Origin of the sequence: Natronorubrum halobium (assembly GCF_051351675.1) — an archaeon.
GTDB lineage: Archaea > Halobacteriota > Halobacteria > Halobacteriales > Natrialbaceae > Natronorubrum.
The window spans coordinates 2,830,705-2,845,681 of the sequence record NZ_CP195595.1 but is presented as its reverse complement, the minus strand read 5'-3'; the positions used below and the strand labels follow the sequence as shown (position 1 = coordinate 2,845,681).

The following is a 14,977-nucleotide window of genomic DNA, read 5'->3' as shown; positions in this document are numbered from 1 at the left end:
CGACTCGTTCAAAAACTGCGACAGTTTCGGGAGGGATTACGTCGAATATACGTAATAACCCCCGTTGCGGAGCGATGAACGTGACTTCAGACGATTCACGCAGTCGAAGGATTGGGCGGCGATCGTATCTGAGAGGGAGTCTCGTCGGACTCGGGACGCTATCGGTCACCGGTGTGGCGGTCGCGGACGAGTCCGGGAACCAGTGTCCCGCCGAGGAGCCTGACGAGTCCGAAGAGCGGGAGGAGACCGAGGAGTCGAACGAAACCGAAGACCAGGAGGAAATCGAGGAGCAGTACGAGACCGTCGTCGACGTCGTCGAAGCGGGCGCGGATCCCGAGGGGAACGAATCGATCACGCCCGTGTTACGGGAGGTCGTCGGCGACGATACGCTCCTCGAGTTCCCGGAGGGACGATACTACATGGACGAGCAGTTGCGGGTCACCGGGTTCGAGAACGTCGGATTCGTCGGCCGGAACGCGACGCTGGTCCCGGCGACCTACCACGAGTTCGACGGACCGCAGTATCGCCTGTTCCGACTGGGGACCAGCGACGTCCCCGGCCGCGACCTCCGGTTCGAGGGCTTCGAGGTCGACCAGACCGCCGACGAGACGGGGATCCGCGTCATCAGTGTCGAAGTCGAAGACGGACTCGTCGTCCGGAACGTCACCGTCCGCGGCGTCCACGACAGCGGAACCTGGGGGCCGGGGCTGTTCAACGTCACCGAACCCGAGGGAGAGGGAATCGTCGCCCGGTTCCGCGCCGAGGACGGCGCCATCCACGCCGACGAGACGCCGAACGCGGGGAACATGTGGCGCGGTGCGACCGGCATCGTCGTCAACCCGGACCACCGCGGAACGCTCGTCTTCGAGGACTGCAGCCTGGGCGGGTTCCCCGACAACGGGCTGTACGCGTCGAACGAGACCGGACGCGTCGGTGTCGACGGCGGCCGGTTCCAGAACAGCACCACCGCGTCGGTCCGTCTCAGCGGAACGACGGGTCGGATCAGAGACGCGACCGTCGTCGTCGACGACGATCCGCACGACTCGAACGGCCAGCACGCGATTCGACTCGACGGCGGAGACCACGAACTCGAGAACGTCACCGTCGACGTCCCGCAGCCGAACGGCGACGCGATCAGGATCATGAACGGCGTCGACAGCGCCGCGATCTCGAGTTCCGAACTCACCGTCGGCGACCGGCCGAACAGCGGCATTCGGATCGATCCCACAGCGGGAGCGACGACCCTCGAGGACGTTGCTATCGACATCGATGGTAGCGCCAACGCGGTTCGAATCCTCGGCGAGGACGCGGAGCCGGTCGTCCTCGAGGACGTTCGAATCACCGGCGACGCGACGGGAACCCGAAATCGTCACGCGATCTTCTGTGAGCGATCCGGCTGTCAGTTCGTCGGCCTCGACGTCGAGCAGGTGGGCGGCGACAGTCGACGCGGGCTCGAGCTTCGGGGATCGGAGTACGTCGTCGCCGACAGCGAGTTCGTGACGACACACACGCCGATCGTCGTCAACGGCGGAGACGACGTCACGATCGAAGACACCGTCGGGCGGTCCGCCGGTGACGGGTATTCCCTTCGCATCACCAGCGATTCCGGGGCCGTCGGTCTCGCGGGCAACGAGTTCCCCGACGGTGTTCGGGACGACCGGTGACGGCGGCCTGAATCGCCGCATCACGCCATCCCGGTTCAGCGATCACCGGCCCGGGTCTGTCTGGCCTCGAGCGAGACGCGAACCCGCAGGGCTGAGTAGTCGAACTGACTACGTCCAGTGGAAATTACATTCGATGCGATATTCAGCACTGCTAACGGCTAAAAGTACATGGTCAATCATATACACGGAACGAGTTTGGACAACCTTTTATAGAAGAACGATGCCGTTAGAGCAAGTAGTCTTATGGAGCCAGAATCACGTTTCGACGCTACTGCCGGGAGTACCTCGTCGAACAGCGTCCACCACGACTTTGCGGGAACACAGACGGCATCGCTCGCCGTAATCAAGGCCGTTGCCGCTGTTTCGGGGGCGGATCCGCTCGAGCTACCGCCCCTCTACGATGCTGTCAACCCGGACGCACTCAACGCACTCTTCGAGCCGCACGACCGTCGCGACGGATCCGATCTCCGTGTCGAGTTTTCGTACAACGGGTTCGACATCGTCGTTCGCGACGGTCTGCAGGTTACCGTCCGTCTCGAGGACGATACTGAGTAGTTTCCGTTCCGGTGATCACATCGGGACATCGCCTCTCGCGTAAGCGCTCGTAGCAGAACGCGGGCCGGGCGCGATTATGAACTACGCCCAGAAATGCTTGCTTCGCTGCGCCTTTCTGGTCTAGTTCAAATCGCTTCGGATCCGCGACCTGCTGCTCACGAGTTTGTTCGCAGCAGGATAGCGGGCCGGGCGCGATTATGAACACACGGTCACACGGTCGCTCACTTCGTTCGCGCTACGTGTTCCCTGCGTTCAAATCGCGGTCGCCGCTCTGCTCGTCACGAATTGTTCCTCGCAGAAGCGGGCCGGGCGCGATTTGAACACGCGACCGTCTGATTAAGAGTCAGACGCTCTCCCTAACTGAGCTACCGGCCCTGTACCTGCGACTTTTTCACGGGCAGGGATATACGTTTCCCTTAGACGGCGTCGTGGCAGGGGTAACCATACGTCAACGGGATCACAGCGTATTGACGTCCTCCACACGACTGAAGTCGTGGGATTCCTCCGTGGGCAATCCGGCCAGCAGATCACCCCGGCTGTGAACTTGCGGGTTCGCCGACACTGGTTTGGTCGAACGGACTCGACGGTTCCCCAAAACTGCTGGGTGTCCAGTCGTGTCCATCCCACTCCCAGTACGCCCCATCTCGGGGTGCGTCCCTATCGCGTTCAGCGGATAGGGCGGCAGGCCGCGCCATCGGCCCACCCTCGGTTTGCAGCAGATTCCACGCCCCTGCAACGTCACTGTGCGCGTCTAACTCACAGTCGTGACAGCGGAACGAATCGCCGTCTCGAGACACGTCCTCGCTTCCACACGCGGGACACTCGCTACTCGACTCCGCCTCACTCACCTGTTCGACGGTGATGCCGACATCGCCGAGTGTTAGTTCGAGACGGTCGACGAGTTGCCGGTGTGACCAGAACACGTGCGTTTTCTCGTTCACGTCCGCCGACCAGTGTGTATCCAATACATCAGTCAGGTCGCCGACGTACACAGTATCAACGTTGCGTTCGAGCAGCCAGTCCGCCGCGTGTTTCACCGCAGCGTCACGCGAATGGTCACGTTTCTCTCCACGCTCATCGTACACGCGCTGAATTCGCTCGCTCGTGTACTGGTTCTCGGGAAGCGCTGATTGCAATTCGGCAATCAATTCGGACAACAGTTGGAAGCGTTCGAACTCTGGGCGAGCGTGGTAGACTGCGGTTTCTCCCGTGGTGGTGACGATTGCGAGCGTGTTGTTTGCTCCCACGTCGATGGCAGCTTCATGCGTCGTGTTCTCTGGGTTGAGTGTGTGAGTGAAGGCATCCAATCGCTGTTCACGTAGCTTGTCTGGCCGAATGCGAACCGGATGCTTGACACGAAGCACGGTAGCCGCTTCGTCGTAGACGAGTTCCAATCGCGAATCGTCACCATCCCACTGTGGATTGCCGCGAACTTCAACAGTGACGCGTTCCTGGTACTCGAAGTCGTACTTCTCTTCGAGTGCATCTCCGACGCCGAATTCGAGGATACTCCTGTCCTCGTCCCAGTCGAACGTGTAGAGATCGTTGCGGACGAGACCGTGCAACTCATACCCCTCGTCACGATTCCCCCAGTATCCCGGGGGATTGGGTTTCTCAGTGACCGCGGGGCCTGAATCGTCGTGGTATTTCTTGAGGAGTTTGAAGTGGCTGCGCCAGGCTTCACTGTTTTTGCGAGCGACTTGCTGGCATGCGGCCTTGCCGAGTATGGGCGCATACTCGTCGTACAGGTCGGTATACTCGGCGTCCCAGACGTCACCGTCGGTGGCGAAGTATTCTTGTCGCCGTCTCCAGACGCGAAGCGTCTGGATGGCCCACCAGAACTTCGTTCTGGGGACGCCGGTAGGTGATTTGATTCCACAAGGGGGCATGGGCGGCCAACCACTCAAACAGACACTGCCGATACCGCTCGCTGACGGGTTTGACAGTGTACTCGTTCGTGCGTCGTGGTCGGCCGCTCACACGTTATGTGTCGGTGGATTGGTTTGTAAACGTAGGGATTGCTGGCGGGCTACAGGGTCGTAGTTGTATTCAGACGTGACGGATTCATCCCACGGCTAAAGCCGTGGGCTTTCTCCTGTACTCCGTGTAATCCCGCCATACGACGGCCGCATTCTCACGAAAGCTCAATTCGCTACGTAACAATCTTCGGGAGCGTTAAGTGTGGTCGGTCCGACCACACGTTCAATGAGTACGGGGGTTACGATCTCGTCGATCTCTGACTACGCGATCTTGGGCTGTGGGAGCGTCGGCTACGCCGTCGCGGAGGAACTCGTCGAACAGGGCAAGGACGTCCTGATCATCGATCGCGACGAGAGCCGCGTCGAGTCGCTTCGCGACCAGGACCTGGACGCTCGTACGGCCGACATCTCCGAACCCGAAACGGCCGACCTCGTCGCCGACCGCGACGTCGTCCTCATCCTCGCCTCGGACGTCGAATCCAATAAACGGGCCGTCGAACACATCCGGAACGTCGACGACACGCAGTTCGTCGTCGCACGCGCGAGCGATCCCGTCTCCGGCGACGAACTCGAGGAACTGGGCGCCGATATCGTCATCAACCCCTCCTCGGTGATCGCCGAGTCCGCGCTTCGCGCCCTCGAGTCGGGCGAACTCGAGTACAACGCGGGGAAACTCGCCCAGCTGTTGGAGCAGACCTCCGAACGACTGGCGATCGTTACGCAGGACAGCCCGGATCCGGACTCGATCGCGAGTGCGGCGGCCTTACAGGCCATCGCTACCCATCTCGGCATCGAGTCGGATATCATCTATCTGGGGGACGTCGGTCACCAGGAGAACCGGGCGTTCGTCAATCTGCTGGGGATCGATCTGGTCCAGTGGGACGAGATCGAGGATCACACGGTGTACGACACCGTCGCGCTGGTCGACCACGCGACGTCCTCGGAGATGGACCTCTCGGTCGACATCATCGTCGACCATCACGAACCCGAAGAGGAGTACGAACCCGAGTTCGTCGACATCCGTCCCAACATGTCCTCGACGTCGACGATCATGACGAAATACATTCAGGAGTTCGATATGAACGTCTCCGAGGAGGTCGCGACCGCCCTCCTCTACGGTATCCGGGCTGAGACGCTGGATTTCAAACGCGACACTACCCCCGCCGATCTCACCGCCGCGGCCTATCTCTACCCCTTCGCCAACCACGACACGCTCGAGCAGGTCGAGTCGCCGTCGATGTCCCCCGAGACGCTGGACGTCCTCGCCGAAGCGATCACCAACCGGGACGTCCAGGGCAGCCACCTGGTCTCGAACGCGGGACTGGTCCGCGACCGCGAAGCGCTGACCCAGGCCGCCAACCACCTGCTGGACCTCGAGGGAGTCACCACCACGGCGGTCTTCGGAATCGCCGACGAGACCATCTTCCTCGCCGGTCGCTCGAAGGACATCCGCATCAACATCGGCAAGGTGCTCGAGGACGCCTACGGCGAGATGGGCGAGACCGCGGGCCACTCGACGCAGGCCAGCGCGGAGATCCCGCTGGGCATCTTCACCGGCATCGAGATTTCGGAGGATACGCGGGATACGCTGCTCGAGTTGACCGAGGAAGCGGTCAAACGGACGCTGTTCGACGCGATGGGCGTCGAGGGAACCAGCGAAGGATCGAACGGAAACTGACGGACGAATAGAATCGAGCGGCGGACCTGTTTTCAGCTCTCACATCCGTACGCACGGAGCAATTTGCGACTCGCTCACGGCGCAGTATCGACTCGCAACGAACAGCGTCGAGCCCAGATCAGGCGATCAGTTCGTCCTCTTCCTCGTCGGGCTGGCGGACGCGTTCGACGACATCGTTGATCAGAATCACGTCGCCGACGGCGCGAACCCAGCGGTAGGGCACGATAACGCCCTGTCCGCCGTGGGAGGCGCCCGTGAATAGTTCGGAGTTCAGGTCGCCGAGTGCGAGTCCGGTGACGGCCTGGCCGTCGACGTTCAGGCGGAGGTCTTCGACTTCGCCGACGAAGACGCCGTTGTTCGAGTACACCTCACGTCCGACGAGAGAGGTAATTTCTTGCGGAGTGTCGTCCATGTCTGGCCTCATGCGTGGCGGACTCTTTAATCTTGGTCAGACACGACAGTCGTCGAGATGTGCATACGTGAAATCCGAACCGTCGTCTGCCCGAATGCTAATACTGCCGGTCCTCGAGAATCGCGTCGACGGCCGTGTGATCCGACAACAGCTCCTCCATCCGGTCGACGGTCTCCGCGTCGCGCGTCCGCCCGCTACGGACGATATCTTCGGCCCGGTCGACGGTCGTGAGCGTGTCCGTCTGGACCGACAGGATCGGCAGCCCCTGCTCCGCCGCTTGCCCGATGATCGCGCCCGACGGCCGGTGGCCGCCCGTCAGAATAAGACAGCGCACCCCGGGCGCCTCCAGCGCGGCCGTATGGATCTCGGCGCGGTCGCCGCCCGTGATCACGGCCGCGTTTTTCGTCCGCCGGAAGTGACGCAGGGCGCTGTCAGCCCCCATCGCGCCGACGCTGAACCGTTCGACGTAGCCGTCCGTGCCCTCGTCGACGAGCGTCGTCGCGCCGAGTTCCTCCGCCAGTTCGGCGACCGTCACGCCCGAGAGCGTCCGCTCGCTGGGCACCACGCCAAAGACCTCGATGCCCCGTCCCTCGAGAAACGGCACCACGTCGGTCTCGAGCGGATCGTACGCGGCGTCCGCGACGTCGTTGAAGACGACGCCGGTCAGGCGGTCACCGAAGGCGTCCGCAGCGGCCAGCACGTCGTCGACGTCGCCGGGAACCGCGTAGGGTGCGACGAGGACGACGCGGGCGTCCAGTAGCGCCGCGATGTCGACGTCGGTCAGTTCGATGATCCCACCGACGTCGTACTCGCCGCCGCCCTCGACGAACAGTCGGTCTCGGTCGGCCGCGAGCGTCTCGAACGCCTCGACGACGCGCTCCCGGAGCTCCGCGGGGTCTTCGCGGCCGCGCATCGCCTGCTCGACGAACGTCGGCGAGTAGACGACGGGCTCTAAGTCGTGCATCTCGGCCTCCAGATCGAGCAGCTCTCGAGCGAGCATCGGGTCCTCGTCGAGCGTCTTGCCGACGTTGCTCTGCAGACGAGTTCCCTTGGGTTTCATGTAGCCGACGCTGTCGCCCTCGCGCTGGGCGATGCGGGCGAGCGCGAGCGTGATCGCCGTCTTGCCGGTGCTCTCCTCGAGCGAGGCGACGAGGATCGTGTCGGTGTCCCGCTCGCTCGTGGCGTCGCTCGTCGAGGTCGCGGTCGATTCGTCTTCGGCCGCCTCGGTTTCGGTGCCGGTCTCGGGGTCAGTGGGTGGGTCCGTGGATTCGGTGTCGGTCATGGTTCCTCCGTATCGTCCGTCTCGAGCGTCTCCGTGTCGACGGTCAGTCTGAGGTCGATCGCCTGTACGCCGTCCGGCCCCGCGACGAGCGGGTTCACGTCGAGTTCGAGGATCGCCGGAAAGTCGGTCACCAGCTGTGAGAGCCGCTGAATCGTCTCGACGACGTCCTCGACGTCGGCGGGGTCGCGCCCGCGGGCGCCGCGCAACAGCGGTGCGGCCTGAATCTCGTCGACCATCTCCCGGGCTTCGTCCGCCCCGATCGGGGCGACGCGAACCGACGTGTCCTCCAGTATCTCGACGAAGATGCCGCCGAGACCGAACAGCAGGAGGGGACCGAACTGCGGGTCTCGGTTCACGCCGACGATCGTCTCGGTGGCGGTGTCGAGGTCGACCATCTCCTGTACCTGCACGCCCAGAATCGCCGCGTCGGGCTGGTAGTTGCGCGCTCGAGCGACGAGATCCTCGTAGGCGTCGTACACGTCGTCGTTCGCGACGCCGACGTTGACGCCCCCGATATCGGATTTGTGCGAGATGTCGGGGCTGACGATCTTCATGACGACGTCGCCCTCGATCGACGCCGCGACCTCGCGTGCCCGATCCGGGTCGTCGACGATCTCGCCGTCGGGCGTCGGCACCCCGTAGGCCTCGAGCAGGTCCATCGACTCGACGCCGAGTCGGTTGTCGTCGCGGCGCGTGGCCCGCGCGAGTATCTCGCGGGCGCGTTCGCGGTCGACGTCGAAGCGCTCCGGATCGTCGATCGTCCGCTCGCGAATCTCCCGGAAGCGGGCGAGCGCGTCAAGCCCGGAGACCGCCCGCGCGGGGTCGAAGTAGTTCGGGATGCCGAACTCCCGGAGGACCTCCTCGGCGGCCCGCGCCCGCTCGCCGCCCATCAGACAGGTGACGACGGGCGTCTCGTGATCCTCGCGTTTCTCGATCACCGTCTCGGCGAGTTTGTCGTACTGGAGGACGGCGGTCGGGGCGCTGACGACGACCGCACTGCCGACGTTCGGATCGCCGAGCGCGATGTCGAGCGCCTCGCCGAAGCGCTCGACGTCCGCGTCCCCGATGGCGTCGATCGGGTTGTAGACGTTGGCCTCCTCGGGCATCGTCTCGGTCAGCGCGTCGATCGTCTCGTCGGTGAAGGTTGCCATCTCGAGGCGCGAGTCGCCGACCGCGTCGGTCGTGAGCACGCCGGGACCGCCGGCGTTCGTGACGACGGCGACGCCGTCGCTCTCGGGTTCGGGGAGTCCCGACAGCGCCCGCGCGTAGTCGAACAGTCCCTGGACGGAGTTCGCCCGAATCACGCCGGCCTGCTCGAGGCCGACCTCGTAGGCTCGCTCGCTGCCGGCGATGGCGCCCGTATGTGAGGAGGCGGCCTGCGCCCCGGCGTCAGTCCGACCGGATTTGACGAGGACGATCGGCGTGTCGTCGGTCACCTCGCGGGCGGCGTCGATGAACTCGTCACCGTCGTCGATCCCCTCGAGGTAGCCGATGATGACGTCGGTGTTCGGATCGTCGCCCCACTCGCGAACGAAGTCGGTCTCGTCGAGAACGGCCTTGTTACCCAGCGAGACGACGTCCTGAAAGCCGATCTCCTGTTCGTTGGCCCAGTCGAGAACGGCGGTGATGAAGGCCCCCGACTGACTCATAAAGGAGATCGATCCCTCGCCCGCGCTTTCGGGACCGAACGTGGCGTTCATGCCGTTCGGCGTCGACATGATCCCCAGACTGTTGGGGCCGACGACGTCGAGATCGTACTCGGCGGCGACCTCGCGTAACTGGCGTTCGCGAGTAGCCCCCTCGCCGCCCGTCTCGGAGAAGCCGGCGGTGATGACGACGACGCTCTCCGTTCCGGCCTCGCCGGCGTCGCGCAGCGTCTCGATCACGGCGTCGGGCGGGACCACGACCACCGCCAGATCGATCGCCGGCGCGCTCGACACGTCTCCGTAGCACTCGAGTCCCAGCACCTCGTCGCGCGTCGGGTTGATCGGCACGACGTCCCCGTCGAACTCGTCTCGCAAGTTCTCGAGGATCGCGCGGCCGACGGCGCCCTCGCGGTCAGTGGCACCGACTACGGCGACGGTCCGGGGGTCGAAGAGTGCGGATAACCGTCCCATCGCTCGACGTTTGACCGACAAAGGTGTTAAACGTGCGGCGTGCTCCCGCCGACTGGGAGCGGGCGTTTCGAGGACGCACGCCCATCAGTGCGTCGAAATCGCCGCCGTCGAGCGACTCGAGGCGAGGATCGCGAGCAGGTAACAGGTGATCGCGACGACGACGATGGAGCCGCCGGTGGGGAGTCCACGAGAGATCGAGACCGCGAAGCCGCCGAGGATCGACAGCTGTCCGAACAGGATCGAACAGAACAGCGTCTCGCGGAAGCTCCGGGCGATCTGGGTGGCGGCCGCGACCGGGATAACGAGCATCGCGGCGACGAGGATCACGCCGAGGATCTGCATCGCGCCGACGACGACGACGGCCGTCATCACGATCAGCAGGGTGTTGTACCAGGTCACGTTGAGTCGGGCGACGCGGGCGGCCTGCTCGTCGAACGTGATGAAGAGTAGCTGTTTGTAGGTCGCGATCACGACGGCGACGACGAGGATGCTGAGGACCGCCATCAGCCGGGCTCCCGACGGAGTGACGACGGAGATACTCCCGAAGAGGTAGTCCTCGATGTTGATCCCGGTCATCCCGCGACCGTAGCTGATGATGAGCGTCCCGACGGCGAAGCTGCCGGTCAGCATGATCGCGATCGGCACGTCGCCGTAGGTGTCCGTTCGTTCGGTCAGCCACTGGACGCCGAGCGCGCCGAGGATACTGACGACCAGCGCCGCGAGCAACAGCGAGACGCCCATATCCGTCGTGGCGCTGAACAGCAGCCCGATCGCGACGCCGGCGAAGGCGGTGTGGGCCAACGTCTCGCCGATCAGCGCCATCTCGCGGTGGACGAGATACGTCCCGACCAGCGGCGCGACGACGCCGATCAGGACGCCCGTCGCGATCGATCGCCACATGAACGGATGATAGAAGACGTTCGTTCCGAGGTAGTAATCAGCCCACCAACCGGCGATCCGGGCCTGGTCGTACAGTTCGCCGACGAACGGATACGCCCGTAGCGCATCGACGGCGAGCAAACCGACCATCACGACCGCGAGGAGAGCAGTCAGTCCGATGCCGAGATATTCTACCCGTCGACGAAGGGATCCGGTCCGACTCATCAGTGATGGTGATGGACGACTTGACCCGTCGCGCCGTAAGCTTCGGTGAGTGCGTCGCTTTCGACGAACGATTCGGTGTCGCCGTGGTGGAAGAGTTCGGTGTTGATACAGGCGATTCGGTCGGCTCGATCCGTGACGACGCCGATGTCGTGTTCGATCAGGATGATCGTGATCCCCGAGTCGTTGAGCGACTCGAGCAACTGGTAGAACGCGTCTCGAGACTCGGCGTCGACGCCGACGGTCGGCTCGTCGAGCGCCAGCAAGTCCGCTTCGGAGGCGATCGCCCGGGCGATATACGCGCGCTGTCGCTGGCCGCCCGAGAGCTGGTTGACCTGTCGGTCGGCGAGGTTCGCGATCCCGACCGTCTCGAGGGCCTCGTCGACGATTTCTCGGTCTGCGTCTCGAATCCGTCCGTGACCGACGTGGGCGAACCGGCCCATGGTCACGGCTTCGCGGACGGTGACCGGCATCGTCCCGCCGCGGTTGGTCGCCTGCTGGGAGACGTAGCCGATCCGTTCGCCCGCTTCGAACTCGTCGACCGGCCGTTCGAACAGTTCGATCCGTCCGCTGTCGGGGCTGAGCAGCCCGAGCATGAGATGCAGGAGCGTCGTCTTGCCCGAGCCGTTGGGGCCGATCAGGCCGAGGAAGTCGCCCTCCTCGACGTCCAGCGAGACGTCTTGGACGGCAGGCTGCTCCCCGTAGGCGAACGTTACGTCTTCGAGACTGACGGCGGTCACTGTGCGTCTAGTGCCTCTCTGAACGCGGGGACGTTTATTTCTTCCATTTGCTCGAGGTAGCCCCAGCCCTCCTCGTTCCACGTCTCGAGGGTGCCCGACGCGGGCGAGAGGGGCATCGCGTCGGTCGCGTCGCTGCCGTCGAGGATCGTCTCGACGAGGGTCGGGTAGTCGCCTTCGGGCGCATCGAAGGCGTCGTAGAGGATCGTATCGATCCCCTCCTCGTCGACGAGGTCGATCGTCTCGGAGATGGCGTCGTGGCTCGGTTCCTCCTGCGGCGAGACGCCGATCGGCGTGTGGAGTTCGAACCCGTAGCGCTCCTCGAGGTAGGTGAACGAATCGTGGCCGGCGAGAACGGCGACGCGACGGTCGGCGTCGGCGACCATCGATTCGAACGCCTCGTCGAGTTCCTCGAGCTCGGCGACGTATTCGTCGGCGTTAGCCTCGAACGTCTCGGCGTTGTCCGAATCGACCTCGGAGAGTCCGTCGGCGATATTCCGGACGATATCCTGTGCGAGCACTGGGTCGAGCCAGGCGTGCGGATCGACCGACGAGCGGTCGTGCTCGTGGTTATCGTCGTGATCGTCGTGGTCATCGTGATCGTCGCCATGGTCGTCATGGTCGTCGCCGTGATCGTCGTGGTCATCGTGATCATCGTGATCGTCGTCATCGCCGTCGTGGTCGCCATGGTCGTGACCCTCGTGATCCCAGTCGAGCAGTCGATCGTCGAGGCCGGCGAGTCCGTCGATCACGGCCGCGTCGTCGTAGTCTGCCTCGAGCGTCTCCGCGACGTCCTGCGCCCACGAGAACTCGGGCGTGTCGAGGTAGACGAAGACGCCCGCGTCGGCGATGTCGCGAGTGAGGTCGCCGCTCGGTTGCCACCCGTGCCCCGATTCGCCGGTTCCGACCGGATCCTCGAAATCGATTTCGTCACCGCTGACCCGCTCGGCCCAGTCCCACAGCGTAAAGAACGCGGCGTACCCCGAGTCGAACTCCCTGTTCTCGAGTCCGACGTCGTCGAGACAACCGGCGAACGTACTCGCAGCGATGAGTCCGGCACTGCCCTGCAGTAGTGTTCGTCGTGTCGGCTTCATACCCGGACATGCGCCCCGTCGAATAAAAGTATTATTATTACAAACTCATTAGTTATTAACCCGTGGCAGATATAGGGTGGGATGCTAGTAACAGCGGTGTCGAACTGAGAACGGACCGTTGCGTCGAGAGTGGTGGATACCGATCTCAGTCGGTGATCGCGACCGGTTCCGCGTCGGCGTACGTTTGGAGTTCCGCCGGGTCGATCGGAAACACGGCCTCCGGCGTGCCGGCGGCGGCCCAGACGGTCTCGTACTCGAGCAACGTTTCGTCCAGCACGGTCGGAACCGACTGCTCGTGACAGAACGGCGGGACGCCGCCGATCGACCAGCCGACCTCGTCGCGAATCCTGTCAGCGTCGGCCATCGAGACGAATTCCGACGGGGCGTCGAAGGCGTCCCCGAGCGCCGATTCGCTGACGCGGTTCGCACCGCTCGTCACCGAGACGACGAGCGAGCCGTCGACGTCGAAAACGAGCGAGCTGGCGATCTGGCCGACGTCACAGCCGACCGCGTCGGCCGCGTCGGCTGCCGTCTTCGTCCCCTCCGGGAACTCCTCGACGTCGGGGTCGAACTCGTACTCCTGACGGGCGCGTTCGGCGAAGGCCGTGGCGCGTGGATGCATCGGCTGCTCCGTTTCGCTCGAGACCACAAAAACGTTCACTCGAGCGAGACCGAGATCTGAACGCCGTTTCGGCGCCGATAGGCCGACGGCTGCGTCGGCTCTCGATCACGGACGATATCGAAGACGTCGAACCGAACGACCAGCCGCCCGGGATCGATGGTCGCCCGCAGCACCGGTCCGCGACTCGTCACGACGACGTACGGCGGCGCGGCGACCGGCTGCGCCTGCAACCCGTAGCCCGTCGCGTCGACGATATCGGAGAGTACGAGCGGGAGTTGCTCGAGCAGCCCGGTCGCCTCGAGGGCTCCTCGAAGCCCGTCGACGACCGCGTTAGGATCGGTCGTGCGGGCGGTATCCCAGGGTTCGGCGACCTGTGCTGCACAGCGGTCGATCCCCTCGACGATTGCGGCGTGCTCGTCCTGAATCCGGCGTCGAGCGTCTCGAACGGGGTACGACACGGCTACGAGTGCGAGCGGGAGTCACTAAGGTCTCCCGACTCTCTCCAGGCTACTCCCGCCGTCGCTCGACGGTGCCGACCTTCAGCGTCTGGACGTGGTGTGCCACCGTTCGTATCGCCCGTCGCCACGCCGGCACCTCCGCCGCCGCTCGCCGGTGCTCCTCGAGTTCCCGTCGCAGCCGTTCGTTCGCCTCCGACAGGTCCCGGTTTTTGGCCTCGAGGTCGTCGACGCGATCCTCGAGTCGGTAGCGACGGTCGCGCTGGGCCTCGAGGTCGAGCCGTAGCTGATTCCGCTCGCGCTCCAGGCTCTCGGCGCGGTCGACGAGTCGCTCGCGTTCTCGCTGGCCGTCGTCGACGAACGAGTCGCGATCGCTCGCGGCGATGGACTCCTCGGACAGGTCCACGGCCTCGTCCTCGGTCTCGGACTCGTCTTCGGGCACGAGATAGCCGGTTCCGATCGCGTTGACGACGGCCCCCGAGAGCAGGATGAGGCCGCCGAAGTACAGCCACGTCAACAGCAGGAGGATGGCGCCGACCGCTCCGCCCCCCTCGTCGGCGGCGAACGAAACGTACACTCGAAAGAGCGACTGAAGCGCCATCCAGCCGACGGCCGCGAGGACGACGCCGGGAATGACCTCGCGCTTGGAGATCCCCTCGGCGTCGGGGAAGTAGTAGTACATCGGATAGAACGCGGCCGTGAGGACGACGACGAGCAGGAGCGACTGCAACACGCCGAACCCGGGAACGTCCGGCAGGAACGCGAAGACGATACCCATGCCGGCCGCCGCGACCAGTGCGCCGCCGATCGCGCCGAAGACGAGCATGGCGTCACGAAGCTGTTCGACGAAGGAGGCGTCGTTCGTCGTCCCGTAGATCTCCGAGAACGCCGTATCCAGTCCCCTGAATATCTTCAGCGACCCCCACAGGAGGACGACGATCCCGATTATCGTCGAGCCCGCCGTCGCGGGCGAATCCTCGAGCGACTCTTCGACGAGCAACTGGCCGCTCTCCGGGAGGAATCCCTGGGTCGTCTCGGTGACCTGCGTCGCGAACTCCTCGTCGGGGACGAGCGTCACGAGGAAGAAGACCAGCACGAGCAACGGAATCAACGAAATGAACGCCTGGTAGGCGATGCTCGCGGCCATGAACGGCACGTTCTTCTCCTGAATTCCGCCGACGACCGTCTTCCCGAAGGAGAGGCCGTCCCGAAAGTCCGTAGACATACGAGAGGAACGGGACCGAACCACGATAGGCCGTTGGCTTGCAGCCACCGTGTTCG

At 64.3% G+C, this 14,977-nt stretch carries 12 protein-coding genes, 1 tRNA gene and 1 pseudogene; 3 read left to right on the top strand and 11 right to left on the bottom strand.

Annotated elements, in window-relative coordinates; genetic code table 11:
• Positions 1–80 precede the first annotated feature (80 nt).
• Together ACSFC7_RS14080 and ACSFC7_RS14075 are read left to right on the top strand one after the other, a co-directional pair.
• Entirely contained in the window at positions 81–1,664 is a 1,584-nt protein-coding gene (locus tag ACSFC7_RS14080) for a hypothetical protein (protein ID WP_436347962.1), read from the top strand.
• Positions 1,665–1,907: 243 nt separating this feature from the next.
• Positions 1,908–2,219 (top strand): HalOD1 output domain-containing protein, encoded by a 312-nt coding sequence (locus ACSFC7_RS14075; RefSeq protein WP_436343460.1) that lies wholly within the window; start codon positions 1,908–1,910, stop codon positions 2,217–2,219.
• A 301-nt stretch (positions 2,220–2,520) separates the two neighbouring features.
• Here the strand turns inward: ACSFC7_RS14075 and ACSFC7_RS14070 are convergent.
• Positions 2,521–2,594: transfer RNA gene (locus tag ACSFC7_RS14070), tRNA-Lys, on the bottom strand.
• Positions 2,595–2,746: 152 nt separating this feature from the next.
• Positions 2,747–4,199: pseudogene (locus ACSFC7_RS14065) on the bottom strand (transposase).
• Positions 4,200–4,424: 225 nt separating this feature from the next.
• On the opposite strand from ACSFC7_RS14065, the gene ACSFC7_RS14060 reads away from it, so the two are divergent.
• Positions 4,425–5,876 carry a DHH family phosphoesterase gene (locus ACSFC7_RS14060; RefSeq protein WP_436343459.1) on the top strand — a complete coding sequence of 484 codons (1,452 nt, stop codon included), beginning with the start codon at positions 4,425–4,427 and terminating at the stop codon, positions 5,874–5,876.
• Between the two features lie 118 nt (positions 5,877–5,994).
• On the opposite strand, the gene ACSFC7_RS14055 is transcribed toward ACSFC7_RS14060, so the two are convergent.
• The 9 genes from ACSFC7_RS14055 to ACSFC7_RS14015 all read right to left on the bottom strand — a co-directional run bounded on the left by ACSFC7_RS14055 (position 5,995) and on the right by ACSFC7_RS14015 (position 14,921).
• A complete protein-coding gene (locus ACSFC7_RS14055; RefSeq protein WP_436343458.1) occupies positions 5,995–6,288 on the bottom strand; it encodes a PRC-barrel domain-containing protein in 294 nt (97 codons plus the stop codon).
• 97 nt (positions 6,289–6,385) lie between these two features.
• On the bottom strand, positions 6,386–7,570 hold the full coding sequence (locus ACSFC7_RS14050; RefSeq protein WP_436343457.1) for a phosphotransacetylase family protein: 1,185 nt from the start codon (positions 7,568–7,570) through the stop codon (positions 6,386–6,388).
• Positions 7,567–9,687, bottom strand: a complete 2,121-nt coding sequence (locus ACSFC7_RS14045; RefSeq protein WP_436343456.1) for an acetate--CoA ligase family protein — start codon at positions 9,685–9,687, stop codon at positions 7,567–7,569. Before ACSFC7_RS14045 ends, ACSFC7_RS14050 begins: the two co-directional genes overlap by 4 nt.
• A gap of 84 nt (positions 9,688–9,771) precedes the next feature.
• Positions 9,772–10,791 carry a metal ABC transporter permease gene (locus ACSFC7_RS14040; protein WP_436343455.1) on the bottom strand — a complete coding sequence of 340 codons (1,020 nt, stop codon included), beginning with the start codon at positions 10,789–10,791 and terminating at the stop codon, positions 9,772–9,774.
• On the bottom strand, positions 10,791–11,528 hold the full coding sequence (locus ACSFC7_RS14035; RefSeq protein WP_436343454.1) for a metal ABC transporter ATP-binding protein: 738 nt from the start codon (positions 11,526–11,528) through the stop codon (positions 10,791–10,793). The genes ACSFC7_RS14040 and ACSFC7_RS14035 overlap by 1 nt, the downstream gene beginning before the upstream one ends.
• A complete protein-coding gene (locus tag ACSFC7_RS14030) occupies positions 11,525–12,619 on the bottom strand; it encodes a metal ABC transporter substrate-binding protein (RefSeq protein WP_436343453.1) in 1,095 nt (364 codons plus the stop codon). The genes ACSFC7_RS14035 and ACSFC7_RS14030 overlap by 4 nt, the downstream gene beginning before the upstream one ends.
• 145 nt (positions 12,620–12,764) lie before the next feature.
• A complete protein-coding gene (locus tag ACSFC7_RS14025) occupies positions 12,765–13,241 on the bottom strand; it encodes a YbaK/EbsC family protein (RefSeq protein ID WP_436343452.1) in 477 nt (158 codons plus the stop codon).
• 35 nt (positions 13,242–13,276) lie between these two features.
• A complete protein-coding gene (locus tag ACSFC7_RS14020; RefSeq protein ID WP_436343451.1) occupies positions 13,277–13,699 on the bottom strand; it encodes a hypothetical protein in 423 nt (140 codons plus the stop codon).
• Between the two features lie 49 nt (positions 13,700–13,748).
• Positions 13,749–14,921, bottom strand: coding sequence for a YhjD/YihY/BrkB family envelope integrity protein (locus ACSFC7_RS14015; protein WP_436343450.1), 1,173 nt, complete (start codon positions 14,919–14,921; stop codon positions 13,749–13,751).
• Positions 14,922–14,977: the final 56 nt, after the last annotated feature.

Coding starts and splice junctions, on each gene's coding strand:
- ACSFC7_RS14015 (WP_436343450.1), bottom strand. CDS start 14,921: ATGTCTACGGACTTTCGGGACGGCCTCTCCTTCGGGAAGACGGTCGTC.
- ACSFC7_RS14060 (WP_436343459.1), top strand. CDS start 4,425: ATGAGTACGGGGGTTACGATCTCGTCGATCTCTGACTACGCGATCTTG.
- ACSFC7_RS14040 (WP_436343455.1), bottom strand. CDS start 10,791: ATGAGTCGGACCGGATCCCTTCGTCGACGGGTAGAATATCTCGGCATC.
- ACSFC7_RS14030 (WP_436343453.1), bottom strand. CDS start 12,619: ATGAAGCCGACACGACGAACACTACTGCAGGGCAGTGCCGGACTCATC.
- ACSFC7_RS14045 (WP_436343456.1), bottom strand. CDS start 9,687: ATGGGACGGTTATCCGCACTCTTCGACCCCCGGACCGTCGCCGTAGTC.
- ACSFC7_RS14055 (WP_436343458.1), bottom strand. CDS start 6,288: ATGGACGACACTCCGCAAGAAATTACCTCTCTCGTCGGACGTGAGGTG.
- ACSFC7_RS14025 (WP_436343452.1), bottom strand. CDS start 13,241: ATGCATCCACGCGCCACGGCCTTCGCCGAACGCGCCCGTCAGGAGTAC.
- ACSFC7_RS14075 (WP_436343460.1), top strand. CDS start 1,908: ATGGAGCCAGAATCACGTTTCGACGCTACTGCCGGGAGTACCTCGTCG.
- ACSFC7_RS14050 (WP_436343457.1), bottom strand. CDS start 7,570: ATGACCGACACCGAATCCACGGACCCACCCACTGACCCCGAGACCGGC.